Genomic DNA, 26,079 nt, shown 5'->3' with positions numbered 1-26,079 from the left:
ATAAAAAGTCAAACATTATAATTTAAGAAAATCTAAATTGAAATTATATTACCCAAAATCTCATTATGATAAATCTTCAAGAGGACAGGTATTCCCTTTATTAAAACCATTTATTAAAGGTGATGATTTTACCGATGCTGAGCGAATACAAGTCTATGGGGTTTCAGAAAAAGATTTTGAGTTCACTGATAAATTGGAAGAGGCGGATTTAGTTATTCTGACCATGGCGTGGAACTATTATCTAAAAACAAATAAGGAAAATCTTGCAGTTGATTTTGTCAAAAACTGTGCAATATTAAACAAGATGGTTGTTGCTGTAACTGTTGGGGATTTTGGAGTTAAAGTTCCCAGTTTTAATAATTTAGTTTTACTACGTTCTGGAGGTTATAAAAGTAAGTTTAAGGATAATGAGTATACAATTCCGCCGTTTATCGAAGATCCTTTAAAAAAATACTACGATACTAAAAAAGTTTTTCTTAGACCTTATGAGATAAAAGCTGTTGTCGGTTTTTGTGGTCAAGCAAATTTGTCGCGTTTAAATGCAGTAAAAGAGATTGTGAAAACTACACTCAGAAACTTGAAATATCACTTTAGAATATCTAATAATGAGCCTCAGCAAATTGTTTCCACCTCTTATTTAAGAGCATCGGTTTTGAATGTTTTACAAAATTCGGATGTAGTTACAACAAACTTTATTTTAAGAAATAAATATCGAGCTGGAGTTACCAATAATAAAGACTTTCATTCCACCACTTTAGAGTTTTATGATAATCTTAAAAACTCTCCCTATATAGTTTGTGTAAGAGGTGCAGGAAATTTTTCCATTCGGTTTTATGAAGCTTTGGCCATGGGGCGAATTCCTGTATTTATAAATACAGACTGCTCTTTACCCTTAGATAAAACCATTTCGTGGAAAAAACATGTCGTGTGGGTAGAGTATAAAGATAGACACAAAGTAGCGCAAAAGGTAAAACAATTTCATGAGGCATTAACTGAAGACGAATTTATAAAGCTACAGAAAGACAATAGAAATTTATGGAAAAGTAAATTGACTTTAAAAGGTTTCTACAAATTATTAATCGATAATAATATAATTAGTTTGAGAGATTAGATGCTATTTAATTCTATTGATTTTGCGTTGTTTTTACCAATAGTATTTATATTATATTGGTTTGTATTTAATAAAAAGCTCAAATACCAAAATATACTTATTTTGGTGGCTAGTTATGTTTTTTATGGATGGTGGGATTGGCGATTTTTATCACTATTATTATTTAGCTCGATTGTAGATTATTCAATTGGGCTTCAAATGGATAAAACAAGTAATCTGAAAAGTAGGAAATTGCTTCTTTTTCTCAGTTTGTTAGTGAATTTGGGTTTATTAGGTTTTTTCAAATACTACAATTTCTTCATTGACAATTTTACTACAGCTTTTACATTTTTTGGTGGAACAATTCAACCTAATTCGCTCTCAATAATCTTACCTGTAGGGATATCATTTTATACATTTCAAACACTTAGTTATACAATCGATATTTATAGGCAAAAACTAGAGCCAACTAGGGATTTTATAGGGTTTGCTGCTTTTGTTGCTTTTTTCCCTCAACTAGTAGCAGGTCCTATTGAAAGAGCTACCAATCTTTTACCTCAGTTTTTTAAGAAAAGAGAATTTAATAAAGATGAAGCGATCATTGGTGTTAAACAAATTATATGGGGGCTATTTAAAAAGATAGTTATCGCAGATAACTGTGCTCAATTCGCGAATGAAATTTTTGCAAATCACACTAGTTTTTCAAGTGCGACTCTAATTTTGGGTGTTATTTATTTTTCCTTTCAGATATATTGTGATTTTTCAGGCTACTCAGATATTGCTATAGGAACAGCACGTTTATTTAACTTTAAATTAATGGTTAATTTCAGGTATCCGTACTTTTCTAGAGATATAGCTGAGTTTTGGCGAAGATGGCATATTTCATTAACTACATGGTTTCGCGATTACGTATATATTCCAATAGGTGGAAGTAGAGTTACACGAACTAAACAAATTAGGAATGTTTTTATAGTTTTTATAGTCAGCGGATTTTGGCATGGAGCCAATTGGACTTTTATAGTATGGGGAGCGATAAATGCATTGTTTTTTATTCCTTTATTACTTTCAAATAAGAATAGAGTTAATACGGATACAATTGCTGCTAATAGTGTTTTTCCGACGTTTAGAGAAATAACTTCTCTATTTTTAACTTATTGTATTGCCTTATTTGGGTGGGTGTTTTTCAGGGCCAATTCTATAAAAACTGCATTTGAATATATTGAGGGAATTTTTAAAGGTGATTTTAGTATCGAAATGCTAAGATTAGAGAGGTTCTCTTTTGAACTTTTACCGTTAATCTTAATTTTATTGGGGATAGAGTGGTTTTCAAGAAATAGTGAATTTCCATTATGTTCAGCTAAACCAAGCTATATTAAGGTTGGTGTCGTAATTATAATGATATTAGTTTTTGGAAGTTTTTCTATAGCTCAAGACTTTATATACTTTCAATTTTAATGAGAAAATTTATAAAATACATAATTGTTTTGGCCTCTATTTTAGTTGGCTCTATGTACTTGTTGGATTCTTTGTATAGTTGGGTGTATCAAAATGGAGCCTATAGGAATAAAGTAATGTGGATACATGACCTCAAAAACGAAAACTTAGACTATATTGTTTTTGGGTCCTCTAGAGCAAATAATTATGTGATTCCGAATATTATTCATGAAAAAACAGGGAAAAGAGGGCTAAATTTAGCTATTCAAGCATCTGGTCCTTTGGAAATAAAAGTCGCTATTAAAGAATATTTAAAACATAATTATACAGAAAGGATATTTATACAAGTAGATCATTCGTACAACACAGAAAAACCAGATAAGACAGGGCAACTGAGTTGGATTCCTTATATGGTTGATGATGAGGTTTATGAGAATTTTAAGCCCTATGGAAAAGAATATCAACTTTTTAAATATTTACCTTTTTATAGATACTTAATGTTTGACTCTCGGTTAGGATATCGAAATGTTTTGTTAAGTAGTTTAAATAAAGGTCTAGACTACTCAGAGTCTAAGGGATATACAGAATCTACCGGTACATTAAAAAAAGATGAGCCCTATAAGTTTTCATTAGTAGATACGCCAAACTCTCATTTTTTAGAAATCAACAAAATTTGTAATGCAATTAACATTGAAGTTATTTATTTTACTTCACCAATATATAGACCTGAAGGTAATTTTGAAATAATATCTAACCATCTTCCGAAGTATTATAATTTCTCGAATGTAATAAATGATAAGAAATTGTTTAGTGATCCTAGTCATGTGAATAAAAAAGGTGCTAAGCTTTTTACAGAAGTTTTTATTGATTCATTTTTCAATAATAAATCCACTAAAGAATAATGCATTTTCTATTACTTAAATACCTCCAACCTACCCATTACCTCCAACTTTGCAAAAAGGACGGTAGCTCTGTTTTTCCACTTCCAGAGAAACTACCTAGTGAAATTCTCGATAAGTTATCCCCTGATTTTGGCTTTAAAAGTGAGCAAGCAAGAGCTTACGATCTTAGCTGGCAGGCCATAAACAAAGGATATATTGGTACAGCAGAAACCTACACGTCGTTTAAAAAGTTGCCTTTAGAAGATGAATACCGATTTATCCGAAAATATTTTCACCCCGCTTGGGCTTTTTATGTGCTGCTGATTCGGTTGTTTTCTTTTAATAATCCGATTAATGAAATTACAGCTTTTAAAAAGTCTTATAATACAGTAAGAAGTAATTATCTAAAGCAACCTATAGTTTATAAAAATTGGTTTTCCTTTGATTCTAAATTGGTATCTAACAAGCCTTTAGTGAGTGTAGTAATTCCCACCTTAAACCGCTATGAATACTTAAAAGACGTTCTTAAAGACTTTGAACAACAGACCTATAAGCATTTTGAAATATTAATAATAGATCAGTCGAAACCGTTTCAAGAGGATTTCTGCAAAGGCTTTAACTTAAATATACGTCACATACAACAATCTGAACCTGCACTTTGGTTGGCTAGAAATTCAGCAATTAAGAAAAGCAAAGGGACAATTATCGCCCTTTCAGAAGATGATGTTAGGATAGAGCCTGATTGGCTTGAAAATCATTTGCGATGTTTGGACTTTTTTAAGGCAGATATATCTGCAGGAGTTTTTTACCCAGAAGGAAGTTCTGTTCCCAAAGAACGTTCATTTTTTTCCGTAGCCTCACAATTTGCTACAGGGAATGCAATGCTTTATAAATCTGTTTTTGAAAAAATAGGATTGTTTGATCGTCAATTTGAAAAGCAACGTATGGGCGATGGTGAGTTTGGATTAAGAGCCTACCTAAACGGTTATAAAAGTATTTCTAATCCTCATGCCTCTTGTATTGATGTAAAAGCTGCTACTGGAGGATTAAGACAAATGGGAAGTTGGGATGCTTTTCGTCCCAAAACACTATTTGCACCACGTCCTATCCCTAGTGTATTATATTTTTTCAGAAAATACTTTGGTCGCAAAAGAGCTGTATTGGCACTTTTTAAAAGTGTACCGCTATCAATAATTCCATACCGCTATAAGAAAAACAAAAAAATGCTAATCCTGGGTGCGTTAATTTCTGTATTTCTATTACCATTTATACTAATTCAAGTAATAATATCCTGGCGATTGGCATCGAAGAAACTTAGAGAAGGGGAGATGATTGAGAGGTTAGACGTGAGATGATAGACGTGAGACGTGAGACGTGAGAGGTGAGACGTGAGAGGTGAGACTTGAGACTTGAGAATCTAGACTCTAGACTCTAGATGCAGTATGGTTTTAAGTCCTTAATATAGAATTTGGATATTGTAAATGTAACTGACATTGCTACTTTTATAGTTTTGTGCTTGAAATTTGATTAAGAAAAACTATTTTTAAAATTAATGACAAAAACCCTCATATTAACTTCCGAATTTCCGCCTCAACCGGGGGGGATTGGTAATCACGCTTTGAATTTAGCTAAGGGATTACAAGGGAATGGCTATGAGGTAAACTTGCTTTGTGATTATCGCTCTAAAAACACAGAATCTGAAAACGAATACGATAAAATCCTTCCTTTTAAAGTTAAACGTATTCCAAGAAAAGATCTAGTTTTCCTTAGTTATATAGCTCGAGTAAAAGCTGCAATCGCACTAGCTAAGAATAGTGAATTGATTGTATGTTCAGGTAAGTTTTCTTTATGGTTAGGAGCCTTCCTTTCATTATTTTTTAATAAAAACTTTGTAGCGATTATCCATGGTAGTGAACTTAAACTTCCGAATATTTTCCTTCGAAAACTTACAGAACTATCTCTAAAAAGATTTGATAAAATAGTAGCAGTAAGTAATTATACCAAGTCTTTAATTGCTCACCTAAAATTAGACAATATCGTTGTTATCCCTAACGGATTTCAATTAAAATCACCTACAATTCTACAAACCAATACCAAACCCGTACCGGTGTTAATTACGGTTGGTAACGTTACCAAGCGAAAAGGGCAGCACAATATCATTAATGCTATGCCTTTGCTTTTAAAAAAATACCCCGATTTAAAATACCATATTGTTGGAATTCCTACGGAAAAACAAAAACTGGAAAAACTAGCGCTGAACTTAAAAGTAGAAGATTCAGTGGTTTTCTTCGGAAAAGTTTCTGAAACAGAAAAACTTGAACTTCTACAAGAAGCAGATGTCTTTATAATGTTAAGCGAAACCACTAAGACAGGCGATGCTGAAGGCTTTGGTATAGCAATCCTTGAGGCTAACGCCCTTGGGGTTCCTGCAATTGGATCCTTTGACTGTGGTATAGAAGACGCTATAAATAATGGAATTTCAGGTAAATTAATTAATAATAAAAATATTAATCAGCTGGCTGATGCTCTGGAAGAAATTCTAAATAACTATGACTTATATTCACAAGGCGCGAAAAGCTGGTCGCAAAACTATACTTGGGATAAAGTAATTAAAAAATATCTTACAATTTTGAAAGAATAATAAGGTTAATAACACATTTTAGAGACTAGATAATAGAAGCTAGAAGCTAGAAGCTAGAAGCTAGAAGCTAGAAGCTAGAAGCTAGAAGCAAGAACTAAGAAAAAAGAACTATTGAAACTCGCTATAATCTCGCATACTGAACATTACAAATTGCCTGATGGAACTATTGTGGGATGGGGGCCAACGATTAGTGAATTAAATCATTTGGCTCAGGATTTTGATGAAATTTATCATCTAGCTTTTTTACACCCTGAAATGCCACCACCCAGTTCTTTGCCTTATACTTCTTCTAAAATTAAATTCATCCCCATGAAGCCTCTTGGCGGAAAAGGAATAGGAGAGAAGCTTAAAATTATTGCTAATGTTCCATCAGTAATAAATTCTGTAAATAAGGTGTTACAACAAGTTGATGTATTTCAGTTACGTACTCCTACAGGAATAGGTGTTTTTTTGATACCGTATTTATCACTTTTCAGTAAAAAAAAAGGCTGGTATAAATATGCAGGGAATTGGAATCAGGATAAACCACCCTTTGGTTATGCATTGCAACGGTGGATGTTGAAAAAACAACACAGAAAAGTTACTATCAATGGCGGATGGCCCCAGCAGGAAAGCCATTGTATAAGCTTTGAGAACCCTTGTCTCACAGGAGAAGAACGCCTAATTGGATTGCAAATAACCAATGCAAAGGTTTTTAAACCTCCATATACATTTTGTTTTGTTGGGAGGTTGGAAGATGCAAAAGGAGTACAACGTATTATTGATGCATTTGGAAGTTTGGAAAATAAGAAGAATGTAAATACGATTCATTTTATTGGAAATGGCGAAAAAATGAAAGTGTATAAAAAGCAATGCGAAGAACTGCAATTACCTGCTGTATTTCACGGATTTTTAGACCGTGCTCAAGTTTTTGAAATTTATAAGAAATCTCATTTTTTAATGCTACCAAGTACTGCTTCCGAAGGTTTTCCTAAGGTTATAGCAGAAGCAATGAATTTTGGATGTTTGCCAATCGTTTCTTCGGTATCAAGTATTACACAATATGTTAATTCATCAAACGGATTTGTAGTTGATCCTTGTACAGCTGACGCATTAAGAGAATTAGTCTTGGATATTTTAAAAATTGAAGAGAATGTATTAAAAGTAAAAGCTTCAAAAGCTTATAAAGTTGCTAAAGATTTTACCTTTGAGAATTATCGCCATAGAATTAAAACAGAAATTTTAAAAAAGTCAACTCCTTAAAATACTTTTATCATCAAGATTAGACTGTTTAAAAATATTAAACCTTTAAGCGCTATACTCCTTCACGTAGGTATAGGAGTTATTGCATCGATTAATCGAAATGCAATGCTTTTATATTTGGCTTTAATTTTTGGGTATTTTACTTGGCAGATTATTCAGAAAAAAAATAAAGCGTTCAACGTATTATTAGCGTGTGCTTATTTTACAGGGGCTGAGGTTTTTTTAAGAATGACAAAGTCATATGTTTTCTATGAAGTAGGAAAATATTCTGTAATATGGTTTTCTCTTTTAGGAATGTTTTTTTTAGGTTTTAAAAGAAATTCTTACCCTTACCTTATCTATCTTCTACTTTTAATACCTGGTATTTTAGTTTCATATGACATTATATCATATGATATGGACTTCAGAAAATCAGTTTTATTTAATCTCAGCGGACCAATTTGTTTAGCTGTCGCTTCAGTTTTCATTTTTGGGAGAACAATAAGCTTTAATCAGTTGTTGAAAGTGTTAGATTATATTATTTATCCGATAATTAGTATGACTACTTATATCATTTTATACTCCCCTGATATTCGTGAAGTTATAACTAATACTGCTTCAAATTCTGCTGTATCTGGTGGTTATGGACCTAATCAAGTTGCAACTATTTTAGGTTTAGGAGTGTTTATCTTACTTACACGACTTTTAATCCCTTATAAAAACACATTAGTACAGGGAGTTATGATGTTGTTTTTGGTTTTGATGGGGTATAGAGCTTTATTGACTTTTTCGAGAGGTGGGGTTATTGTAGCTGTAGTTATGTCTATTGCTTTTGTTGTAATTCTATATTTTTCTACAAATTTAAAGTACAAAGCAAAAATAAGTTTAAAGATGCTTTTTTTAATAGCCGCTGCACTATCGGTATGGGCTTTTGCTATTTTTCAAACCGGCGGACTTATTGAAAACCGATATGCAAATGAGGATGCTTTAGGACGGGAGAAATCAGATATAACAACAGGAAGAGCTGAATTATTAGTTACCGAAATTGAAGCTTTTAAAGATAATCCTTTCTTAGGAGTGGGAGTAGGTAGAGTAAAATCTCATTTTAAAGAAGAATTAGGTATTTCAATACCAACACATAATGAAATTTCTCGGATGCTATCAGAACATGGTGTTTTAGGGATCTTTGCATTATTAGTACTGATATTTGCACCCTTAGTCACAAAATTAAATGGTAGGAAAAACATTTACTTTTATCCTTTTCTTATTTTCTGGGGGCTTACAATTGCTCACTCCTCTATGCGTATTGCTGCACCAGCATTTATTTACGCTTTATCTTTATTGAATATTGATTATGATTCCAAAAAAAAACCTGCTCTACATAGGAAATAAACTAGCAGCTCATGGTAAGCCCCCAACTGCGATTGATCTATTGTCTATAAAATTTCAAGAGGAAGGTTATGAGGTTTATGCATCATCTTCAAAACTAAATAAAGTTTCGAGATTGTTGGATATGGTTTCTAAAACTATTCGCCATCGAAAAACTATAGATATAGCATTAATCGACACTTATAGTACTCAAAATTTTTATTACGCTGTAATTATTGGAGGTCTATGTAGGTTTTTAAAGATTCCGTATATCCCTATTTTACACGGTGGAAACCTACCAAATAGACTACAAAACAGTAGAAGATTAAGTAAACAGCTTTTTAATAATGCACTTACCAATGTAGTACCATCGCAGTATTTAGCGGAGCAGTTTAAAACTTATGGAATCCATAATCTTACCCACATTCCAAATACTCTTGAAATTGAAAACTATAAATTTCTACAGCGAAATAAAGTAACGGCAAAACTACTTTGGGTACGTTCGTTTTCTGAGATATATAATCCTTTATTGGCATTGGAGGTTGTAGAATTATTACTTAAACAAGGTGTAGAAGTATCACTGTGTATGGTGGGTCCTGACAAAGACGGTTCTTTAACACGTTGTAAAAAAGTAGCTGCTGAGCTAAACCTGCCAATAACTTTTACAGGAATGCTAAAAAAGAAAGAGTGGATAGCACTTTCCAAAGACTATGACATTTTTATCAATACAACCAACTTTGATAATATGCCAGTTAGCGTAATGGAAGCTATGGCTCTAGGGCTACCGGTTATTTCTACCAATGTTGGTGGGCTATCCTTTTTAATTGATCACGAAATAGATGGGATTTTAATTCCTCCCAATAGTCCTGCTGCTTTTGTAAATGCTATAAATAAACTAAGAGAAAATCCAGTTTTAGTAAATACTTTAAGCAACAATGCTCGCTCAAAAATTGAAGCGCTTGATTGGCAGGTTATCAAGCATAAATGGAACTCTGTATTAGGACAATGAATAGTTATGTTTTTATTCAAAAACGCTAGATTCGGTATTAAAAGCTATAGTTTTGCTAGTAATAATTGATAATTATTAATTATAATTGTGAAAATGATGGAATGCGTAAAATAATGCGTTTTATACTCAATTTTGAAGCTTTCAAAAAGGCTCAAATTACCAACAATACCAATCATTAATGTCTAAGAATAATATTCATTTTGTAATATCTGAAAGAAAAATACTGCTGCGTATTCTTGATATTGTATTCGTAATATCTGGACTGTACTTAGTTGGTTTTATTTTTGAATTCGATTACTTTAAAGTTTCAAGTGATAATTGGATTTGGTCTATAGTTCTAGCTATTTATCTGACAGTATTTGCAACCATTTTCGAACTCTATAATCTGCAGAAAGCAAGTAAACTAGATGTTGTTGTTAAGAATGTTTTATTGACAACTTCAATTACGGTGTTGTTCTATTTACTTACACCGTTTTATACTCCAATGCTTCCCAATAATCGCCTGCAAATAGTGTATTTCTTTTTGGCGATTAATATAGCATTACTTCTTTGGAGATACGCGTACATAGCATTAATAACATCTCCGAGATTTAATAAAAATGTTATCCTAATTGCACACGCCAAGGATATAGATGCGATTGTTCAATCGCTTCACAAATCTGATCCAAATTATAGAGTGATAGGATATTACAACACAGATGAATCGAACAAAATTAATTTAGATCACTTGCAGATTGATGCCTATAAACTCGAAGATTTAAGACCTTCAAAACTGAATAAGAACTATTCAGAAATAGTTGTGGCTACTCCGTTGTCTTATGGAATTTCAGTAGCACTTAACAATCAACTTATTTCGTTGTTAAAAAATAATGTGCCGATTAGGGATTATAACCAAGTTTATGAAGAGCTTACTCAAAGAATTCCAGTACAATATGTAGATAGAGATTTTTATAGGTATTTTCCATTTAGCCGAAGTAATCAGAATAAATTGTATCTCTTTTTTAGTAGGATTTTAGAGTTATTGTTTTCAATTTTAGGATTGCTTTGTGCTCTTGTAATATTGCCTTTTATATTAATAGGAAATCTTCTAGCGAATCGCGGCCCATTATTTTATACCCAAACTCGAGTTGGGAAAAATGGGGAGCACTTCGAGATTTATAAATTTAGAAGTATGGTAATTAATGCCGAAAGTGAAGGTGCACAGTTTGCCAAAGCTAAAGATAGTCGGGTTACCCAATTTGGAAGGTTTTTACGCCGTTCGCGAATAGATGAAATCCCACAATTTATAAATGTAATTAAAGGTGATATGGCGATTATAGGACCTCGACCGGAGCGTCCTTTTTTTGTAGAAAAATTACAAGAATGTATCCCTTTTTATGAAGTAAGACACGTTGTAAAACCGGGAATTACTGGATGGGCACAAGTTAACGCAAGGTATGGTTCTTCTGATAAAGATGCATTAGAAAAACTCCAATACGACCTTTACTATATTAAACACAAAGGCTTGTTTCTAGATATTGCTACGCTTGTAAAAACCTTGAGTACGGTGATTTTCTTTAGAGGGCAGTAGCAATTAATATTTAAATTCTTAGGGTGGTATTAACTAAAGAAACTAAATACATTACCACCGTATTTTCTAGCTTCAGTAAAGTTATTTTTTTTAGAAAGATCATTCATTTTTGAATGTTCAATGATTAAAACCCCTTCTTCAGCTAAGAGATTTTTTTCGAAAACAGCTTTCACTATATTTTCTAAATCTGAAACCTCAAAGTCGTAAGGTGGGTCTGCAAAAATCACATCAAATTTCCCTGATGCCGATTCTAAATATTTAGAAACATCAGATTTAATAGCATTTATAGGAAATTCAAATTCTTCTGATACTTTGTTTATATATTGAATACACCCTTGATGTGCATCTACAGAGGTAATATTAGGCACAGCACGCGATGCAAACTCAAAACTGATATTACCAGTTCCTGCAAATAAATCTAACACGTTTAGTTCATCAAAATAATAACGAACTCTAAGAATATTAAAAAGTGCCTCCTTAGCAAAATCCGTTGTAGGACGAACGGGAAGGTTTTTGGGAGCGGTTAATCTTCTTCCTTTATGAGTTCCTGAAATTATTCGCATTATAAGGTGTTTTGTAAGATAAAATGACGGTGTGTATTAATCTCTGAATCTAAATTAATTTTTGATGCTTCTGTTTTGGCAAAGTCGATGTTTCGAATGTAGGTATATGCAATTTTATAATTGTCATCTTCCTCATCAATTTCACCTAAAAGTGTTACTGGTATGGTATCAGGATTTAACTTTAATTGCTCCATACAGAAAAGCGTGTAGTAAATAAAGTCTTCTGGAGTTCTATAATTATAACTGTTGCAAAGTTGAAGCTGACCATCTTTTAAAACAATGCAGTCGAAATTGTTTTTTTGAAAATGTAGAAACATTTTTGGAAGGGAATACTTTTCCTTTTCTAAAATAGCCTTTAACATAATTGAAGTAGCGTGGTAGTAATTGAAACTCCCGTACTTTTCAAAAAAATAGTTGTTGATGTTCATAAACGGAACATACACCACCACAATGTCGTGTTTTTCTATTACATCGTGAGCCATGTAATCGTTCGCTAGAATCTTTGAATTAAATTTCAGGTATTCACTAGCTTTTGTTTCATCAAAAATAGGCGCAGGAACAAGACTGTAGATAGGAGTGGAGTAAACCACTGTAACTTCGGAAAATAAAGAATTTAAAATGTTGTTTTGTGACATAATGGATTCGATATCCATTAACAATTCTTCTGGAGTGGTACTGTAGTCTAACGTTTTTTCGATAAAGAAAACAGTTTCCTCACTTTTGGGATTTGTAACCAAAAAAGAAAGCCCGTTCAAAGAAACTTGAACGGACAGTCTATATTGTAAATTGTCTTGTATGTTATCTGTCTGTTCCAGCATCGTAAATTTTCGGCCAGTTTCCAGAAGTATTAACATCTTCTAATGATCCTACTTTAATATCAGGACCGTTTACACCATCTACAGATTGTGTTTGTTTTTCCTGAATTAAAAGGTCTTTATCTAAGTCGCCTAAAATTACATCTTTAGAAACTTTAGCTTCAAACACTGAGTAAGATGCGTCGTTTTTAACGATAGTTCCAGATTTAAGATCAAACTTTGCGTTTACACCTTTTACAGGTACATTCATCATAGTTTTGTATCTATCTGAATTTTTAAAGAGTGAGTCCTTAACAGGCATAAATCCTAAAGTGTCAATCAATGATTTCTCGATGAAATATCCTGACTCAATACCAAAAGCTTTGTTTTTAGCAACATCGGCATAACTGGTGTCACGACGTTGAGTAATTGCAAATTTTGCAGTATCAATAAAACTAACCAAACTGTCCCAGTCTCCTGTAAAGTTCCCAGTAATTTCTTTGTGTGCAAGCTCTGCAGCCTGAATATCTTTCAAGTTTTTAATTACTTTGGCATAACGCTCTTCTTTAATTTTATTAAATTCTACAGGTCCCATAATAGAGCTCCATAATTTCCAACCAAGGAACACGATTACAATCCAAAGAACAATCTGAATTACTGATTTCATTATTGATAATATTAAATGTTGATTTATTTAAAGGTCTATCGCAAATCTACAATTTTTTTTTGTTCGTAAAAGTATATTGCCAAAAAATCATACCTATCTTTGAAACTCTCAATGATAGTAGTGAACAATGAATGTATCAGAATATTACAATTTTTTAAAAAGCGATTTTCCACACAATACAACTCCAAAACAAGATATTGCGCTGCAATTGTTGGCAAAATTCGTGCTAAGTACGAACAAAAATGAAACATTTTTGCTCAAAGGATATGCAGGAACAGGGAAAACTACCATAGTAGGTGCATTAGTAAAAAATCTTTCAAAGGTTAAAAAGCGAGCGGTACTTTTGGCACCAACAGGAAGAGCTGCTAAGGTTATTAGTAATTACTCCAAGAAACAAGCGTTTACAATCCACAAAAAAATATACTTTCCTAAAAGTAATAAAGGCTCTGTTTCTTTTACATTACAACAAAACAAACATCGCGATACCATATTTATAGTAGATGAGGCCTCAATGATTCCCGATATTAATCAGGATTCTAAACTCTTTGAAAATGGTTCTCTCTTAGACGATTTAATGCAATACGTTTATAGTGGAGCTAACTGTAAGCTATTGTTAATTGGTGATTCTGCCCAGTTGCCTCCTGTACACCTCTCTATAAGCCCAGCTTTGGATGCACGAGTGTTGGAGATGCAATACGATAGAGAAGTAATTTCGATAGAACTGGACGAAGTTGTAAGACAACAAAAGGATAGTGGTATTTTAGAAAATGCAACAAAAATTCGTGAACGACTAGACGATGAACTTTACGAAGCATTTAAATTTTCTGGTGAGAGTTTCCCAGATGTAATTCGCCCAATAGACGGGCAGGAAATTATGGATGCTATTAACGATAGTTATTCAGCCTTAGGAAATGAAGATACAGTAATAATTGTACGTTCAAATAAACGTGCAAACCTTTATAATCAAAGTATTCGCGAACGAATTTTATTTCAAGATTCCGAATTATCAGCAGGGGATTACTTAATGGTGGTGAAGAATAATTATTTTTGGGTAGATAATACTAGTGAAGCCGGATTTATAGCTAATGGAGATATTGTTGAAGTATTAGAAATTTTCGCTTTTAAAGAATTATACGGTTTCCGTTTCGCTGAAGTAAAAATGCGAATGGTTGATTATCCAAATATGAAACCTATTGAAACTGTGTTATTGTTAGACACGCTAACATCTGAATCTCCTTCCTTAACCTATGATGAGTCTAATAAGCTCTATCAAGAAGTGATGAAGGATTACGCAAATGAAAGCTCTAAATACAAGAAATTTTTAGCTGTAAAGAAAAACAAGTACTTTAATGCCTTACAAGTGAAATTTAGTTATGCTATCACGTGTCATAAATCGCAAGGTGGACAGTGGAAAACGGTTTTTGTAGAACAGCCATACCTGCCTAATGGTGTTGATAAAGAGTATTTACGATGGCTATACACCGCAGTTACTAGAGCACAGGATAAATTGTATTTGATAGGCTTTAAGGATGAGTTTTTTGAGGATGAAGTGTTTTAAATTATAAATTCAGAAATAGAAATTAAGTTTTTGATGTTTGTAATTTAGTGTTTGTGATTTGATTTCAAGAACTTTAGATATTATTAAAAATGGAAACTTTTGAAATTATATTAAGTGCTTTTTTAGGGGTCGGCCTTGCAGCAGCTGTTGGGTTTCGGGTTTTCTTGCCGTTATTAGTATTAAGTTTGGCTGGATACTTTGACATTATTACTCTAAATGAGAGTTGGGAATGGGCAGGAAGCCTTACAGCAGTTATAACAATGGGTGTTGCAACCTTATTCGAAATTTTCGGGTACTACATTCCTTGGATAGACAATTTACTAGATACAATAGCTTTGCCACTTGCAACTTTAGCTGGTACTGCGGTAATGGTTGCTACAGTTACAGATTTGAGTCCGGTGATTACTTGGGCTTTAGCAATTATTGCAGGAGGAGGAACTGCAGCTGCCATAAAAGGAAATACTTCTGCGGTAAGGCTTACTTCAAGTACAACAACAGGCGGAATAGCAAATCCAGTTTTAACTACTGTGGAGACAGGAACTTCTGTTGTTATGGCGGTGGTTTCCATATTCTTACCTATTTTAGCATTTGTGTTAGTGGTGTTTTTGTTTTTTATAATTTTCAGATTTTATAAAAAGCTTCGTAAAAAACATCTGCCACGAACATAAACTTCTTATTTTTGATTTCATTTTAAAAAACTTCCAATTTGAAAGTAATAGCGATGATTCCCGCACGATATGGTGCGTCCCGATTTCCTGGTAAATTAATGCAAGATTTAGGTGGAAAACCTGTAATTGTAAGAACTTATGAGGCTACAAAGGCTACAAACCTTTTCGATGAAGTATATGTAGTTACCGATAGTGACATTATATTTCAGGAAATTGAAAGTTATGGCGGAAAAGCCATAATGAGTATTAAAGAACACGACTGTGGTAGTGATAGAATTGCCGAAGCGGTTGAAAATATGGATATCGATATTGTTGTGAATGTTCAAGGTGATGAACCATTTACAAATAGTGAGGTTTTAGAAAAAGTTCTAGCCGTTTTTGATGGCCCTGATGCCGAGAAGATCGACTTAGCTTCTATAATGACTGAAATCCACGATTGGAAAGAAATCAACGATCCAAACACTGTGAAGGTAATTGTAGATAAAGATAATTTCGCACTTTACTTTTCACGTTCTCCAATTCCATATCCTAGAGATAAAAATGTAGCGCTTCAATATTATAAACATAAAGGGATTTACGCTTTTAGAAAACAAGCAATACTCGATTTTTACCGATTGCCAATGCGCTCATTGGAAGCCGCAGAAAAAATTGAATGCATCCGATACTTAGAATATGGGAAAAATATAAAAATGGCTATTTCAAATACTTCAGGAGTTGAAATAGATACCCCAGAAGATTTAGCTAGAGCCAATAAACTCCTACTAGAAAATAAACAAGTTAGCGTAAACAATAAGTTTAGAAACTTCCCAATGGTGCCGAAAGTAGTCTTTGGAGAAGGATGTTTTGATCAGTTAACTACAATTCTTTCTTCTCATAAAAAAGACAAGGCTCCATTTATATACTTAATAGATGATGTTTTTGAAGCAAATACTGAGTTTATAGACCGAATCAACCTCCGATTTAATGATAAATTAATCTTTGTTTCAGCAGCTGAAGAACCTAAAACCTCTCAAGTTGATAAACTGGTGAAAGACATTAGAAGTGAATTTACCAATTTGCCTTCTGGAATTATTGGAATAGGAGGAGGAACCCTGTTAGATTTAGCAAAAGCTGTTTCAATTATGCTTACTAATAAAGGTAGCGCAGCCGATTATCAAGGATGGGATTTAGTTAAGAAAAAGGCTGTTTACCACGTAGGAATTCCAACTATTTCTGGAACAGGAGCCGAAGTTTCTCGTACAACAGTGCTTACAGGGCCTGTTCGTAAGCTCGGAATTAACAGCGATTTCACTCCTTTCGATCAAGTAATACTCGACCCCGAACTCACTCAAGGAGTTCCTAAAAATCAGTGGTTTTATACAGGAATGGACTGCTTTATACACTGTGTAGAATCGTTGAATGGAACTTTTTTAAATGCTTTTAGTCAGAGTTATGGCGAAAAGGCTTACGACCTTTGTATGGAGATTTTCTTAAAAGAAGATTCACTTTCTGAAGCAGAATCTCGCGCTAAGCTTATGATGGCTTCATGGCACGGTGGTATGAGTATAGCTTACTCTCAGGTGGGTGTAGCTCACGCAATGAGTTATGGGCTAGGTTATGTGTTAGGAACTAAACACGGCATCGGAAATTGTATAGTATTTAATCAGTTGGAAGAATATTACGGTGAAGATGTTGTTCTTTTCAAGAAAATGGTTGAAAAACACGGAATAGAAATTCCTCAAGGTGTATGTGCAAACCTCACTGATGAACAAATGGAAACAATGATTAACGTTGCTATGGGCATGGTACCACTTTGGGAAAATGCTTTTGGTGAAGAATGGCAATCTATTGTTACCTCAGAAAAATTGAAAGAATTATACTTAAAAATGTAACCTTACTTTAGCACCTGTATATGGGAATTGCAAAATTTGTTTTTTATAAAATAATGGGATGGAGGATTGACGGTGCCTTTGACCCAAAAGTTAAAAAAGCCGTTATTATTGTTGTACCACATACTAGTTGGCACGATTTCTATATTGGTTTATTTATAAGAAGAATAACCAAGGTTCAGATTAATTATATAGCCAAGAAAGAACTTTTTAAGTGGCCATTTGGTTGGTATTTTAAATGGACTGGTGGGGCTGCATTAGACCGAACTCCTGGGCAGAATAAAGTTGAAGCGATAGCAGAAATTTTCGAAAAGAAGGATGAATTTCGATTGTCGTTAGCACCCGAAGGAACTCGTAAAAAAGTTGAAGAATGGAAAACGGGATTCTATTATATCGCTATGAAAGCAAACGTTCCTATTATATGTGTTCCTTTTGATTGGGGTAAGAAAACAGTAACTATTAATGAACCTTTTTACCCAACAGGAGATTTAGATGCAGATATGATTCACCTTAGAAAATACTTTGACGGCGTGGTAGGGAAGGAGCCTGAGTTGTCTTAAATAAAACACCTTAATTGATGTTTTAGTTTTATCAATTAGTTATAAAAAAGTCGAGAACGCTATTAATTTTAGTGCTCTCGACTTTTTTAATGTTTAATTTATATGGAAAAAATTATTCTTCAGTAGATTCTTCCATGGTGTGATAAACGTTTTGAACGTCATCATCTTCTTCTATTTTTTCAAGAAGTTTTTCTACATCGGCAACTTCTTCGGCATTTAATTTTTTGGTTACTTGTGGAATACGTTCAAACCCAGAAGAAAGAATTTCTATATTTTTATCTTCTAAATACGATTGTATTGCACCGAAACTTTCGAAAGGCGCGTAAATTAAAATACCATCTTCATCTTCAAAAATTTCTTCAAGACCGTGATCTATTAACTCTAGCTCAAGTTCTTCAATATCCATTCCTTCAGGATTTATACGGAAGTTACAAGTGTGATCAAACATAAACGATACAGAACCGGAAGTTCCTAAACTACCGTCACATTTATTAAAGTAACTGCGAATATTTGCAACAGTTCTAGTATTGTTATCGGTAGCTGTTTCAATTAAAATTGCAATTCCGTGTGGAGCATATCCTTCAAAAAGAACTTCCTTGTAATCGCCTAAGCTTTTGTCACTCGCCCTTTTAATAGCGCGCTCTACATTGTCTTTAGGCATGTTTACAGACTTGGCATTCTGTATTACTGCACGAAGTCTAGCATTGGAATCTGGATCAGGGCCTCCTTCTTTTACAGCCATTACAATATCTTTTCCAATACGAGTAAAAGCTTTGGACATCGCAGACCATCGCTTCATTTTTCTTGCTTTTCTAAATTCGAAAGCTCTTCCCATTTCTTTACTTCTTTAAATTGTGTTTTAATTAATTCACCATAAGAATGAATCGAAAAATTAATACTTCAAATATAAATAATTCCAAAATTCAAAAACTCAAATAATAAATAAATTCTAACTTTCAAAATTCAACTAGCAAAAGGTCTTGACTTTGAATTTTGATATTTATTTTTTGAATTATTATCTGGAATTTGGTGCTTGAGATTTGGAATTTCTAACCAATAAGTTCATCAATTATTCGAGCAAGCTCAAAATCTTTTTCGGTTACACCATCTGCATCGTGAGTAGATAAATAGATTTCTAACGAATTGTATACATTACTCCACTCAGGGTGATGGTTCAATCTTTCAGCTTCAAAAGCTATTCTTGTCATTGAAGTAAAAGCCTCTTTAAAATTTTCAAATTCGAAAATTGCGTGAAGGGCTCCTTCAATATATTCCCAGCCTTCAAATTCTTTAAGCTTTTCTAATATTTCATTTTCTGATAATGCTTTCATAGTTGTAATTTTAATTTAAAATCAATGTACAGTATTTTATCGTATAGACATAATCTCTTCGTTTAAACCAGATTCTTCAACTACTTCTGATACAGCTATTTGATAGGGTTCAGGTAATTGATTTACCTTTGGAAGAATTGCGTTATAGCGGTCTTCATTACTGCTAAATACACTTTTAAAGATAGGCATTTTATCACTAATTTTTAAAGTTATCTCTCTGATGAGATCTTCGTGATGTACCATGTCATTACTCGATAAATGGAATATTCCCACCAATGAGTGATTAACGATATAGTGAATTTGCTGACACACCTTATCTATAGTAGTTGTAGTAATTATAAGATTCGGGAAAACTTCATATGTAGCCTTATGTCGGATACACTGACGTAAATGAACTACTTCCGGTGAATTAACCCCTAACACCATTGGCAGCCTTAAAATTGCGGTTTGCTGCGGAATAGTTTCTAATAACAACTTTTCAATTGCAATTTTAAACTTCCCTGAAGGAGTTTCAGAGAGTGTTAAATCATTTTCATACGATGGATGTGAAAATTTTCCATCGAAAACTTCTGCTGAAGAAATATATAAAACTGAACAATCCTCGTGAAGCAAGGTGTAGTTCACCATTTGTTGATAGGCGTCAAACAGTTTCTTATAATTTCCAGAAATTGCCGAAATTATTACAGTAGGCTTTATTTCATTTAGCAATAAAAATAAGGAATCCTCTTCCACACAGTATTTAAAGAAAACTTGATTTTCAGAAAAAGCGCCTTCTTGCTTACAATAAGTACAATACACTTCGTAATAGGAGAGAAGTTCTTTATAAATTTCATAACCTATAAAACCGCTACCTCCAAGAATTAAAATACGTTCTTTTCCTTCTTTTTTCCTCATTAAATTCCGCTTCAACTTCTTTTTAAAATATAGAAAGCTTTGTTTTTGTGGTAAACTGCTCTAATGCCTGCATTCCTAAATATGAATTTCCTTGTGGGTTTAAGGCTGGTGCCCAGGTTGCGATTGTAAAACAATGGGGTAGAAGTGCCACTATTCCGCCACCAACGCCACTTTTTCCTGGCAATCCAACTTCAAAGGCAAATTCGCCTGCTTCATCATAAAAACCGCAGGTTAACATAATTGCATTAATTCGTTTTACCTGACTAGGAGTTAAGTGTAGTACGTTTTTTAAACACTTTCCTCTATTGGCATAAACGAAAAAAGCGTTTGTAAGTTGTTTGCAATTCATCATTATTGAACATTGATGAAAATAGAAATCTAATACATCATCAACATCATTTTCAAGGTTTCCAAAGGACTTTAAAAGGTTGGCAGCTGCAAAATTATTGAAACCTGTTTCTCTTTCAGACTCTGCAACTTTTTCATTATAGCTAATGGAATCGTCGTGAGCTAATTCGCGAACAAAGTTTAAAAAATCTTCTTTTGGGTTTTTTAAATTTGAAAGCAAAATGTCTGCCACTACAATCGCCCCCGAATTGATTAAAGGATTTCGAGGAATTCCATTTTCAAGTTCCAAAAGAGAAAGATGATTAAATGGATTCCCCGAAGGTTCTACATCAACACGAGTAAGAATTTTATTTCCAACTAGCTGAAATGCTTTTGATAAAGAGAATACTTTAGAAATACTTTGAATTGAAAATTTTTCCAAAGCATCGCCAACAGCATAGTCTTCTCCCGTAATTAACTGTAGGTGAATTCCTAGCTTGTCTTTTGGAATCTTAGCCAATTCTGGGATATAGCTAGCTACCTCACCAGTATCTTTAGTTTTTTTAAGTGATGAATATATTTCTTCTAAAATTGCTTGATAATCCAACATTAACCTTTGTAAAACGGAGTTTTAACAACTTTTGCTGCAACTGGTTTATTTCTAATTTGAATGAATATTTCAGATTCTGGAGCACTGTTTTCTACAGTTACATATCCCAATCCAATCGCTTTATTTAACGAAGGTGCCATTGTTCCACTAGTAACGCTACCGATGATGTTTCCATCTTTATCGGCAATTTCATACCCTTGTCTAGGAACTCCACGGTCTATTAATTCAAAACCAATAAGTTTGTTTTTTACACCTTCTTCTTTTTCTTTTTTCAGATTGTCAGAATTGATAAAGTCTTTAGTGAATTTTGTAATCCATCCCAATCCAGCTTCTAATGGAGAAGTTGTTTCATCTATATCATTTCCGTATAAGCAGAAGCCCATTTCTAATCTAAGTGTATCACGGGCAGCCAAACCAATTGGTTTGATACCGTACTCTTTTCCAGCTTCAAAAACTTTATTCCAAATCTGTTCAACCTCACTGTTTTTACAGTAAATTTCGAATCCACCACTTCCAGTATAACCAGTAGCACTGATAATTACGTGCTCAATTCCAGCAAAATCAGAAACTTTGAAGTTGTAAAATTTAATAGCGCTCAAATCTTCTGAAGTTAACGATTGCATGGCTTCAATTGCTTTCGGCCCTTGAATAGCTAAAAGTGAATAATCATCAGAGATATTTCTCATTTCGGCACCCATAGTGTTGTGTTTTTCTATCCAAGCCCAATCTTTGTCGATATTAGATGCATTTACTACAAGTAAATATTCTTCGTCTTTAATTTTGTAAATAATTAAATCGTCAACTATACCTCCTTCTTCATTTGGAAAGTAGCAGTATTGTGCTTTTCCATCTTCAAGTTTAGTAGCGTCGTTACTGCTTATTTTTTGAATTAAATCCAAGGCTTTTGGACCTGTAATTAAAAATTCGCCCATATGCGAAACATCAAATACACCCACTCCATTTCGCACAGTTTCGTGCTCAGCTTTTACTCCTTCGTATGAAACAGGCATATTATAACCTGCAAATGGCACCATCTTAGCGCCTAATTGTTCGTGTATGTGTGTAAGTGCAGTGTTTTTCATTTTAAAAATGTTTTTATTTCTTTATCCTAAGGCATAGCTTTAGATAGAGATATTGATAAATTTTTTAATATTATTCTTAATAATTGATTTTTCACAAATGTATTATAATAGGCGCAAAGGTAATGAAAGTTTGAATGCTTTATTTTCAATATTTTTCTCGTTAAAATAGTCTTAATCGCTTACTCATTCTCTATGTTTTCAATACTTTTAAAATAAAAACAATGACCGTTACTGTTTCCAAAAATCCATATAATGGAGATGAATTAAATTCCTATAAAAATCACAGCAAAAAGGAAGTTTCTGAAATAATAGACAAAGCGGATAAACGCTTTTATAGCTGGCGAGAAGTTCCATTTAATGAACGCCAAAAAATAATGCTTGCAGCGGCTGCAGAAATGAGGTCTAATAAGCGCGAATATGCTGAAATGCTGACTTTGGAAATGGGAAAACCTATTTCTCAAGCAGAAGCAGAGGTTGAAAAATGTGCATGGGTTTGCGAATATTACGCTGAGAATGCCGAAAATCAACTTCAAAATAAAGTAATTAAAACCGATGCCTATAAAAGTTATGTGAGCTATGAACCCTTAGGTGTAGTTCTTGCTGTAATGCCGTGGAATTATCCGTTTTGGCAAGTTTTCCGATTTGCCGCTCCTGCTCTTATGGCTGGAAATATCTGTGTTTTAAAACACGCTTCTAACGTATTTGGAAGTGCTTTGAATATTGAAAAGATATTTAAACGAGCTGGTTTTCCAGACAACTGTTTTACTACATTATTAATAGGAAGTGATGCCGTAGAAGAAATAATTGAAAATAAAAAAGTAAAAGCTGTTACGCTTACTGGAAGTGGGCCAGCAGGATCTTCGGTTGCATCCCTAGCAGGTAAGAACATTAAAAAAACAGTACTAGAATTAGGGGGTAGCAACGCATTAGTTGTAATGAAAGATTGTGATATTGAAAAGACTTTGGAAACTTGTGTTCAAGCACGTTTTCAAAATACCGGGCAGAGTTGTATAGCCGGAAAAAGATTGATTGTAGATGAATCTATTGCTGAAGAATTTGTTGAGAAACTAGTTGTTAAGGTTAGAGAATTAAAAAGTGGAGATCCTTTAGACCAAGAAACTTATATAGGAACTTTAGCTAGAGAGGACTTGGCGAAAGATATTGAGAAGCAAGTAAATGATTCTATTGAGTCTGGAGCGAAGCTTGTAGTAGGAGGTAAGCGACAAGGTGCGTATTTTGAACCAACTGTTTTGACAAATGTCACCGAAAATATGGCGGTATTTAAGGAAGAAACCTTTGGGCCTGCTTTGTCTGTTACTACATTTAAAACTATTGAAGAAGCGATTGATCTCTCTAATAATTCTCAATTTGGCTTAGGAGTTTCGCTATTTACTGAGAATATAGAAGATGCAGAGAAGATTATCCATAAATTTGATGAAGGTGCTGTTTTTATAAATGAATTAGTAAAAAGTGATCCGCGTTTACCTTTTGGTGGAATTAAAGAAAGTGGTTACGGACGAGAGCTAAGTGCCGATGGAATAAAAGAATTCGTAAATAGGAAAACAGTATATATCAAAAAATAAAAGCCTACTAGATTTGATTTGTAGGTTTATTTAAATAACCAACCTAAATTATATTAAAGAATGAATTTTCACACACGAAAATGGATTAAGCCAGAAGATTTAAATCCAAACGGGACCTTGTTTGGCGGTCGTTTACTAGAATGGATTGATGAAGAAGCGGCTTTATATGCAATTATACAGTTAGAAAACCCGAGAACAGTAACCAAGTTTATGAGTGAAATAAACTTTGTGAGTTCTGCCAAAAAAGGTGATATCATTGAAATAGGGCTAGAGCCGAAATCTTTTGGAAGAACTTCATTAACGCTTGCCTGCGAGGTTCGTAACAAAATGAATCACGAAGTAATTATTAGTATTGAAAAAATTATAATGGTGAGTTTAGACGAAAACGGGGTGCCAACACCACACGGAAAAACACAAATTGAATTTGTTAAAGATAGACTAGCTAAATAAAACCATACCATTTCAAAAATGGTTTAAGCCTAAAAACAAACCCCGCAAATAATGCGGGGTTTGTTGTTTAAAACTTAGGGTGTTTGTAGTGAATACTACACCATATCTTCTGGTCTTACCCACTGGTCGAACTCTTCAGCCGTGGTATAACCTAAGTTAACTGCTTCTTCTTTAAGAGTTGTTCCGTTTTTGTGAGCTGTATTAGCGATTTCTGCTGCTTTGTAGTAACCAATTTTTGTGTTCAAGGCTGTAACAAGCATTAAGCTGTTATTTAATTGTCTTTTAATAACTTCGTGGTTCGGTTCAATACCTTGTGCACAATTTACATCGAATGAAACACAAGCATCTCCAATAAGTTGAGCAGATTCTAAAAAGTTTGCAGCCATAACTGGTTTGAACACGTTAAGTTCAAATTGACCTTGCATACCACCAACGGCAATTGCCATATCGTTACCTATTACTTGAGAGCAAACCATTGTTAAAGCTTCACATTGTGTAGGGTTTACTTTTCCTGGCATAATAGAAGAACCTGGTTCGTTTGCAGGAATGTTGATTTCTCCAATTCCACTACGAGGTCCACTAGCAAGCATTCTAACGTCATTAGCTATTTTGTTTAATGAAACCGCCAATTGTTTTAATGCACCATGACTTTCTACAAATGCGTCGTGAGCCGCTAAAGCTTCAAATTTATTTTGAGCAGTAACAAAAGGTAAACCTGTAAAGTCAGCAATATATTTTGCAACTTTTACGTCGTATCCTTTTGGTGTGTTTAATCCAGTTCCAACAGCAGTACCTCCTAAAGCGAGTTCAGCTAAATGTGGAAGCGTGTTTTTTAGTGCTTTAATTCCGTGTGCTAATTGTGCTGCATATCCACCAAACTCTTGTCCAAGGGTAAGAGGAGTAGCATCCATAAAGTGAGTACGACCAATTTTTACAACATCTTTAAAGTCGTCTGCTTTTTTAGCAAGTGTCTTTTGAAGTTGCTCAACACCTGGAATTGTTGTTTCGATTAACTTTTTATAAGCCGCAATGTGCATTCCCGTTGGGAAAGTATCGTTTGATGATTGCGATTTGTTTACATCGTCATTTGGCTGAAGTGTTTTTTCTCCTTCACCAATCGTTTTACCTGCTAATTGGTGCGCGCGGTTTGCAATTACTTCATTAACGTTCATATTACTTTGCGTACCACTTCCTGTTTGCCAAATTACTAATGGAAACTGATCGTCGTGTTTTCCTGCTAAAATTTCATCACAAACTGTAGCAATAAGATCTCTTTTTTCTTCAGGAAGAACTCCAAGTTCGCAGTTAGTGTATGCTGCTGCCTTTTTAAGATATGCGAAGCCGTAGATTATCTCTAGAGGCATTGAAGCACGTGGGCCAATTTTAAAATTTTCGAATGAACGCTCTGTTTGTGCGCCCCAAAGTTTATCGGCAGGTACTTTTACCTCGCCCATAGTGTCTTTCTCTATTCTATACTGCATTGTAATAATGTTTATAATGAATTAATTATTATTTAAAATAGCAGAGTTACAACTAACTCCTTAAGTACTTGATTTTGAATTTATTTTAACCCTATCGAATAAGGGGGTTAAAACTGCCGCAAAGATAACGAAAAGCAAAAAGTTGGTCAACCCGCACAGCTGTTTATTTCCTGTGAATAAAACTAAAAGTTTTGTTGTTGTTTTAAAAAAAAACGTACTATCTTTGAACTTTCAATTAAAAATAATATACCATGTTTACTTTTGAGCAATTTTTAGGATTCATCGCTGTTATGACTGTAGTTACCATCGGATTTTGGTTGATGATTTTTTTGATGGGAATACTTCCTTATTGGATTGGTGGTGCACTTCAAGAGAATTTTAAAAATAAACGTGAAGAAAAGAAAAACAAACAATTAAATAAGTAGTTTT

Annotated in this window: 25 protein-coding genes and 1 pseudogene; 17 read left to right on the top strand and 9 right to left on the bottom strand. The window is 33.6% G+C overall.

Annotated elements, in window-relative coordinates; all coding sequences use genetic code 11:
• Nucleotides 1–37 precede the first annotated feature (37 nt).
• The 9 genes from FHP04_RS04540 (at nucleotide 38) to FHP04_RS04500 (ending at nucleotide 11,214) form a co-directional block, all read left to right on the top strand.
• On the top strand, nucleotides 38–1,111 hold the full coding sequence (locus FHP04_RS04540) for an exostosin domain-containing protein (protein WP_139854797.1): 1,074 nt from the start codon (nucleotides 38–40) through the stop codon (nucleotides 1,109–1,111).
• A complete protein-coding gene (locus FHP04_RS04535) occupies nucleotides 1,112–2,545 on the top strand; it encodes an MBOAT family O-acyltransferase (protein WP_139854796.1) in 1,434 nt (477 codons plus the stop codon).
• Complete coding sequence (locus tag FHP04_RS04530; protein ID WP_139854795.1) at nucleotides 2,545–3,426, top strand: hypothetical protein; 882 nt, start codon at nucleotides 2,545–2,547, stop codon at nucleotides 3,424–3,426. The genes FHP04_RS04535 and FHP04_RS04530 overlap by 1 nt, the downstream gene beginning before the upstream one ends.
• On the top strand, nucleotides 3,426–4,760 hold the full coding sequence (locus FHP04_RS04525; protein ID WP_139854794.1) for a glycosyltransferase family 2 protein: 1,335 nt from the start codon (nucleotides 3,426–3,428) through the stop codon (nucleotides 4,758–4,760). The genes FHP04_RS04530 and FHP04_RS04525 overlap by 1 nt, the downstream gene beginning before the upstream one ends.
• Before the next feature lie 197 nt (nucleotides 4,761–4,957).
• Nucleotides 4,958–6,046 (top strand): glycosyltransferase family 4 protein, encoded by a 1,089-nt coding sequence (locus FHP04_RS04520; RefSeq protein ID WP_139854793.1) that lies wholly within the window; start codon nucleotides 4,958–4,960, stop codon nucleotides 6,044–6,046.
• A 111-nt stretch (nucleotides 6,047–6,157) separates the two neighbouring features.
• On the top strand, nucleotides 6,158–7,288 hold the full coding sequence (locus tag FHP04_RS04515) for a glycosyltransferase (RefSeq protein WP_139854792.1): 1,131 nt from the start codon (nucleotides 6,158–6,160) through the stop codon (nucleotides 7,286–7,288).
• A 228-nt stretch (nucleotides 7,289–7,516) separates the two neighbouring features.
• Complete coding sequence (locus FHP04_RS04510; protein WP_158319114.1) at nucleotides 7,517–8,659, top strand: O-antigen ligase family protein; 1,143 nt, start codon at nucleotides 7,517–7,519, stop codon at nucleotides 8,657–8,659.
• A complete protein-coding gene (locus FHP04_RS04505) occupies nucleotides 8,622–9,644 on the top strand; it encodes a glycosyltransferase family 4 protein (RefSeq protein WP_139854790.1) in 1,023 nt (340 codons plus the stop codon). Before FHP04_RS04510 ends, FHP04_RS04505 begins: the two co-directional genes overlap by 38 nt.
• Before the next feature lie 178 nt (nucleotides 9,645–9,822).
• On the top strand, nucleotides 9,823–11,214 hold the full coding sequence (locus tag FHP04_RS04500; protein WP_139854789.1) for a sugar transferase: 1,392 nt from the start codon (nucleotides 9,823–9,825) through the stop codon (nucleotides 11,212–11,214).
• 29 nt (nucleotides 11,215–11,243) lie between these two features.
• Here the strand turns inward: FHP04_RS04500 and FHP04_RS04495 are convergent, their stop codons facing one another.
• The 3 genes from FHP04_RS04495 to FHP04_RS04485 are packed head-to-tail and all read right to left on the bottom strand — an operon-like array spanning nucleotide 11,244 to nucleotide 13,238.
• On the bottom strand, nucleotides 11,244–11,777 hold the full coding sequence (locus tag FHP04_RS04495) for an RsmD family RNA methyltransferase (protein ID WP_139854788.1): 534 nt from the start codon (nucleotides 11,775–11,777) through the stop codon (nucleotides 11,244–11,246).
• Nucleotides 11,777–12,595, bottom strand: a complete 819-nt coding sequence (locus FHP04_RS04490; protein WP_158319113.1) for a DUF3822 family protein — start codon at nucleotides 12,593–12,595, stop codon at nucleotides 11,777–11,779. The genes FHP04_RS04495 and FHP04_RS04490 overlap by 1 nt, the downstream gene beginning before the upstream one ends.
• Nucleotides 12,576–13,238 (bottom strand): hypothetical protein, encoded by a 663-nt coding sequence (locus FHP04_RS04485; protein WP_139854786.1) that lies wholly within the window; start codon nucleotides 13,236–13,238, stop codon nucleotides 12,576–12,578. The genes FHP04_RS04490 and FHP04_RS04485 overlap by 20 nt, the downstream gene beginning before the upstream one ends.
• A gap of 127 nt (nucleotides 13,239–13,365) precedes the next feature.
• Between FHP04_RS04485 and FHP04_RS04480 the strand changes: the two genes are divergently transcribed.
• The 5 genes and pseudogenes from FHP04_RS04480 to FHP04_RS04465 all read left to right on the top strand — a co-directional run bounded on the left by FHP04_RS04480 (nucleotide 13,366) and on the right by FHP04_RS04465 (nucleotide 17,892).
• Complete coding sequence (locus FHP04_RS04480) at nucleotides 13,366–14,796, top strand: ATP-dependent DNA helicase (protein WP_139854785.1); 1,431 nt, start codon at nucleotides 13,366–13,368, stop codon at nucleotides 14,794–14,796.
• An 89-nt stretch (nucleotides 14,797–14,885) separates the two neighbouring features.
• Nucleotides 14,886–15,464: a DUF4126 domain-containing protein gene (locus tag FHP04_RS04475; protein WP_139854784.1), complete on the top strand. Its 579-nt coding sequence runs from the start codon at nucleotides 14,886–14,888 to the stop codon at nucleotides 15,462–15,464.
• A 53-nt stretch (nucleotides 15,465–15,517) separates the two neighbouring features.
• Nucleotides 15,518–16,225 (top strand): annotated as a pseudogene (gene kdsB, locus FHP04_RS14690) (3-deoxy-manno-octulosonate cytidylyltransferase); the annotation flags it as partial.
• A 48-nt stretch (nucleotides 16,226–16,273) separates the two neighbouring features.
• Nucleotides 16,274–17,335 carry an iron-containing alcohol dehydrogenase family protein gene (locus FHP04_RS14685; protein ID WP_246051396.1) on the top strand — a complete coding sequence of 354 codons (1,062 nt, stop codon included), beginning with the start codon at nucleotides 16,274–16,276 and terminating at the stop codon, nucleotides 17,333–17,335.
• A 20-nt stretch (nucleotides 17,336–17,355) separates the two neighbouring features.
• Entirely contained in the window at nucleotides 17,356–17,892 is a 537-nt protein-coding gene (locus FHP04_RS04465; protein WP_139854783.1) for a 1-acyl-sn-glycerol-3-phosphate acyltransferase, read from the top strand.
• A gap of 112 nt (nucleotides 17,893–18,004) precedes the next feature.
• On the opposite strand, the gene FHP04_RS04460 is transcribed toward FHP04_RS04465, so the two are convergent.
• From FHP04_RS04460 to gcvT, 5 genes are all read right to left on the bottom strand, one after another.
• Nucleotides 18,005–18,727, bottom strand: a complete 723-nt coding sequence (locus FHP04_RS04460) for a YebC/PmpR family DNA-binding transcriptional regulator (RefSeq protein WP_139854782.1) — start codon at nucleotides 18,725–18,727, stop codon at nucleotides 18,005–18,007.
• Between the two features lie 214 nt (nucleotides 18,728–18,941).
• The gene (locus tag FHP04_RS04455; RefSeq protein WP_139854781.1) at nucleotides 18,942–19,223 is read right to left on the bottom strand and encodes a 4a-hydroxytetrahydrobiopterin dehydratase; all 282 of its coding nucleotides are present in this window, start codon (nucleotides 19,221–19,223) and stop codon (nucleotides 18,942–18,944) included.
• Nucleotides 19,224–19,259: 36 nt separating this feature from the next.
• Nucleotides 19,260–20,117 (bottom strand): sugar nucleotide-binding protein, encoded by an 858-nt coding sequence (locus FHP04_RS04450; RefSeq protein ID WP_139854780.1) that lies wholly within the window; start codon nucleotides 20,115–20,117, stop codon nucleotides 19,260–19,262.
• Nucleotides 20,118–20,139: 22 nt separating this feature from the next.
• The gene (locus tag FHP04_RS04445) at nucleotides 20,140–21,054 is read right to left on the bottom strand and encodes a glutaminase (RefSeq protein ID WP_139854779.1); all 915 of its coding nucleotides are present in this window, start codon (nucleotides 21,052–21,054) and stop codon (nucleotides 20,140–20,142) included.
• Nucleotides 21,054–22,136, bottom strand: a complete 1,083-nt coding sequence (gcvT, locus tag FHP04_RS04440; protein ID WP_139854778.1) for a glycine cleavage system aminomethyltransferase GcvT — start codon at nucleotides 22,134–22,136, stop codon at nucleotides 21,054–21,056. The genes FHP04_RS04445 and gcvT overlap by 1 nt, the downstream gene beginning before the upstream one ends.
• 221 nt (nucleotides 22,137–22,357) lie before the next feature.
• Here gcvT and FHP04_RS04435 point away from each other — a divergent pair, with 221 nt between their 5' ends.
• A complete protein-coding gene (locus tag FHP04_RS04435) occupies nucleotides 22,358–23,719 on the top strand; it encodes an NAD-dependent succinate-semialdehyde dehydrogenase (RefSeq protein WP_139854777.1) in 1,362 nt (453 codons plus the stop codon).
• Nucleotides 23,720–23,779: 60 nt separating this feature from the next.
• A complete protein-coding gene (locus FHP04_RS04430) occupies nucleotides 23,780–24,169 on the top strand; it encodes an acyl-CoA thioesterase (RefSeq protein WP_139854776.1) in 390 nt (129 codons plus the stop codon).
• Between the two features lie 95 nt (nucleotides 24,170–24,264).
• Here the strand turns inward: FHP04_RS04430 and fumC are convergent, their stop codons facing one another.
• Complete coding sequence (gene fumC / locus FHP04_RS04425) at nucleotides 24,265–25,650, bottom strand: class II fumarate hydratase (RefSeq protein WP_139854775.1); 1,386 nt, start codon at nucleotides 25,648–25,650, stop codon at nucleotides 24,265–24,267.
• A 251-nt stretch (nucleotides 25,651–25,901) separates the two neighbouring features.
• Between fumC and FHP04_RS14615 the strand changes: the two genes are divergently transcribed.
• The gene (locus FHP04_RS14615) at nucleotides 25,902–26,075 is read left to right on the top strand and encodes a hypothetical protein (protein WP_165148063.1); all 174 of its coding nucleotides are present in this window, start codon (nucleotides 25,902–25,904) and stop codon (nucleotides 26,073–26,075) included.
• Nucleotides 26,076–26,079: the final 4 nt, after the last annotated feature.

Source organism: Aequorivita sinensis (genome assembly GCF_006346335.1).
Classification (GTDB): domain Bacteria; phylum Bacteroidota; class Bacteroidia; order Flavobacteriales; family Flavobacteriaceae; genus Aequorivita; species Aequorivita sinensis.
The sequence above is the reverse complement of the archived record's forward strand: the minus strand, read 5'-3'. Positions and strand labels throughout refer to the sequence as shown.

Bases quoted from the DNA above. Each gene is read 5' to 3' on its own strand.
- FHP04_RS04535 (WP_139854796.1), top strand. From the start codon at position 1,112: ATGCTATTTAATTCTATTGATTTTGCGTTGTTTTTACCAATAGTATTT.
- FHP04_RS04530 (WP_139854795.1), top strand. From the start codon at position 2,545: ATGAGAAAATTTATAAAATACATAATTGTTTTGGCCTCTATTTTAGTT.
- FHP04_RS04525 (WP_139854794.1), top strand. From the start codon at position 3,426: ATGCATTTTCTATTACTTAAATACCTCCAACCTACCCATTACCTCCAA.
- FHP04_RS04520 (WP_139854793.1), top strand. From the start codon at position 4,958: ATGACAAAAACCCTCATATTAACTTCCGAATTTCCGCCTCAACCGGGG.
- FHP04_RS04510 (WP_158319114.1), top strand. From the start codon at position 7,517: ATGACAAAGTCATATGTTTTCTATGAAGTAGGAAAATATTCTGTAATA.
- FHP04_RS04505 (WP_139854790.1), top strand. From the start codon at position 8,622: ATGATTCCAAAAAAAAACCTGCTCTACATAGGAAATAAACTAGCAGCT.
- FHP04_RS04500 (WP_139854789.1), top strand. From the start codon at position 9,823: ATGTCTAAGAATAATATTCATTTTGTAATATCTGAAAGAAAAATACTG.
- FHP04_RS04495 (WP_139854788.1), bottom strand. From the start codon at position 11,777: ATGCGAATAATTTCAGGAACTCATAAAGGAAGAAGATTAACCGCTCCC.
- FHP04_RS04490 (WP_158319113.1), bottom strand. From the start codon at position 12,595: ATGCTGGAACAGACAGATAACATACAAGACAATTTACAATATAGACTG.
- FHP04_RS04485 (WP_139854786.1), bottom strand. From the start codon at position 13,238: ATGAAATCAGTAATTCAGATTGTTCTTTGGATTGTAATCGTGTTCCTT.
- FHP04_RS04480 (WP_139854785.1), top strand. From the start codon at position 13,366: ATGAATGTATCAGAATATTACAATTTTTTAAAAAGCGATTTTCCACAC.
- FHP04_RS04475 (WP_139854784.1), top strand. From the start codon at position 14,886: ATGGAAACTTTTGAAATTATATTAAGTGCTTTTTTAGGGGTCGGCCTT.
- FHP04_RS14685 (WP_246051396.1), top strand. From the start codon at position 16,274: ATGGTGCCGAAAGTAGTCTTTGGAGAAGGATGTTTTGATCAGTTAACT.
- FHP04_RS04465 (WP_139854783.1), top strand. From the start codon at position 17,356: ATGGGAATTGCAAAATTTGTTTTTTATAAAATAATGGGATGGAGGATT.
- FHP04_RS04460 (WP_139854782.1), bottom strand. From the start codon at position 18,727: ATGGGAAGAGCTTTCGAATTTAGAAAAGCAAGAAAAATGAAGCGATGG.
- FHP04_RS04455 (WP_139854781.1), bottom strand. From the start codon at position 19,223: ATGAAAGCATTATCAGAAAATGAAATATTAGAAAAGCTTAAAGAATTT.
- FHP04_RS04450 (WP_139854780.1), bottom strand. From the start codon at position 20,117: ATGAGGAAAAAAGAAGGAAAAGAACGTATTTTAATTCTTGGAGGTAGC.
- FHP04_RS04445 (WP_139854779.1), bottom strand. From the start codon at position 21,054: ATGTTGGATTATCAAGCAATTTTAGAAGAAATATATTCATCACTTAAA.
- gcvT (WP_139854778.1), bottom strand. From the start codon at position 22,136: ATGAAAAACACTGCACTTACACACATACACGAACAATTAGGCGCTAAG.
- FHP04_RS04435 (WP_139854777.1), top strand. From the start codon at position 22,358: ATGACCGTTACTGTTTCCAAAAATCCATATAATGGAGATGAATTAAAT.
- FHP04_RS04430 (WP_139854776.1), top strand. From the start codon at position 23,780: ATGAATTTTCACACACGAAAATGGATTAAGCCAGAAGATTTAAATCCA.
- fumC (WP_139854775.1), bottom strand. From the start codon at position 25,650: ATGCAGTATAGAATAGAGAAAGACACTATGGGCGAGGTAAAAGTACCT.
- FHP04_RS14615 (WP_165148063.1), top strand. From the start codon at position 25,902: ATGTTTACTTTTGAGCAATTTTTAGGATTCATCGCTGTTATGACTGTA.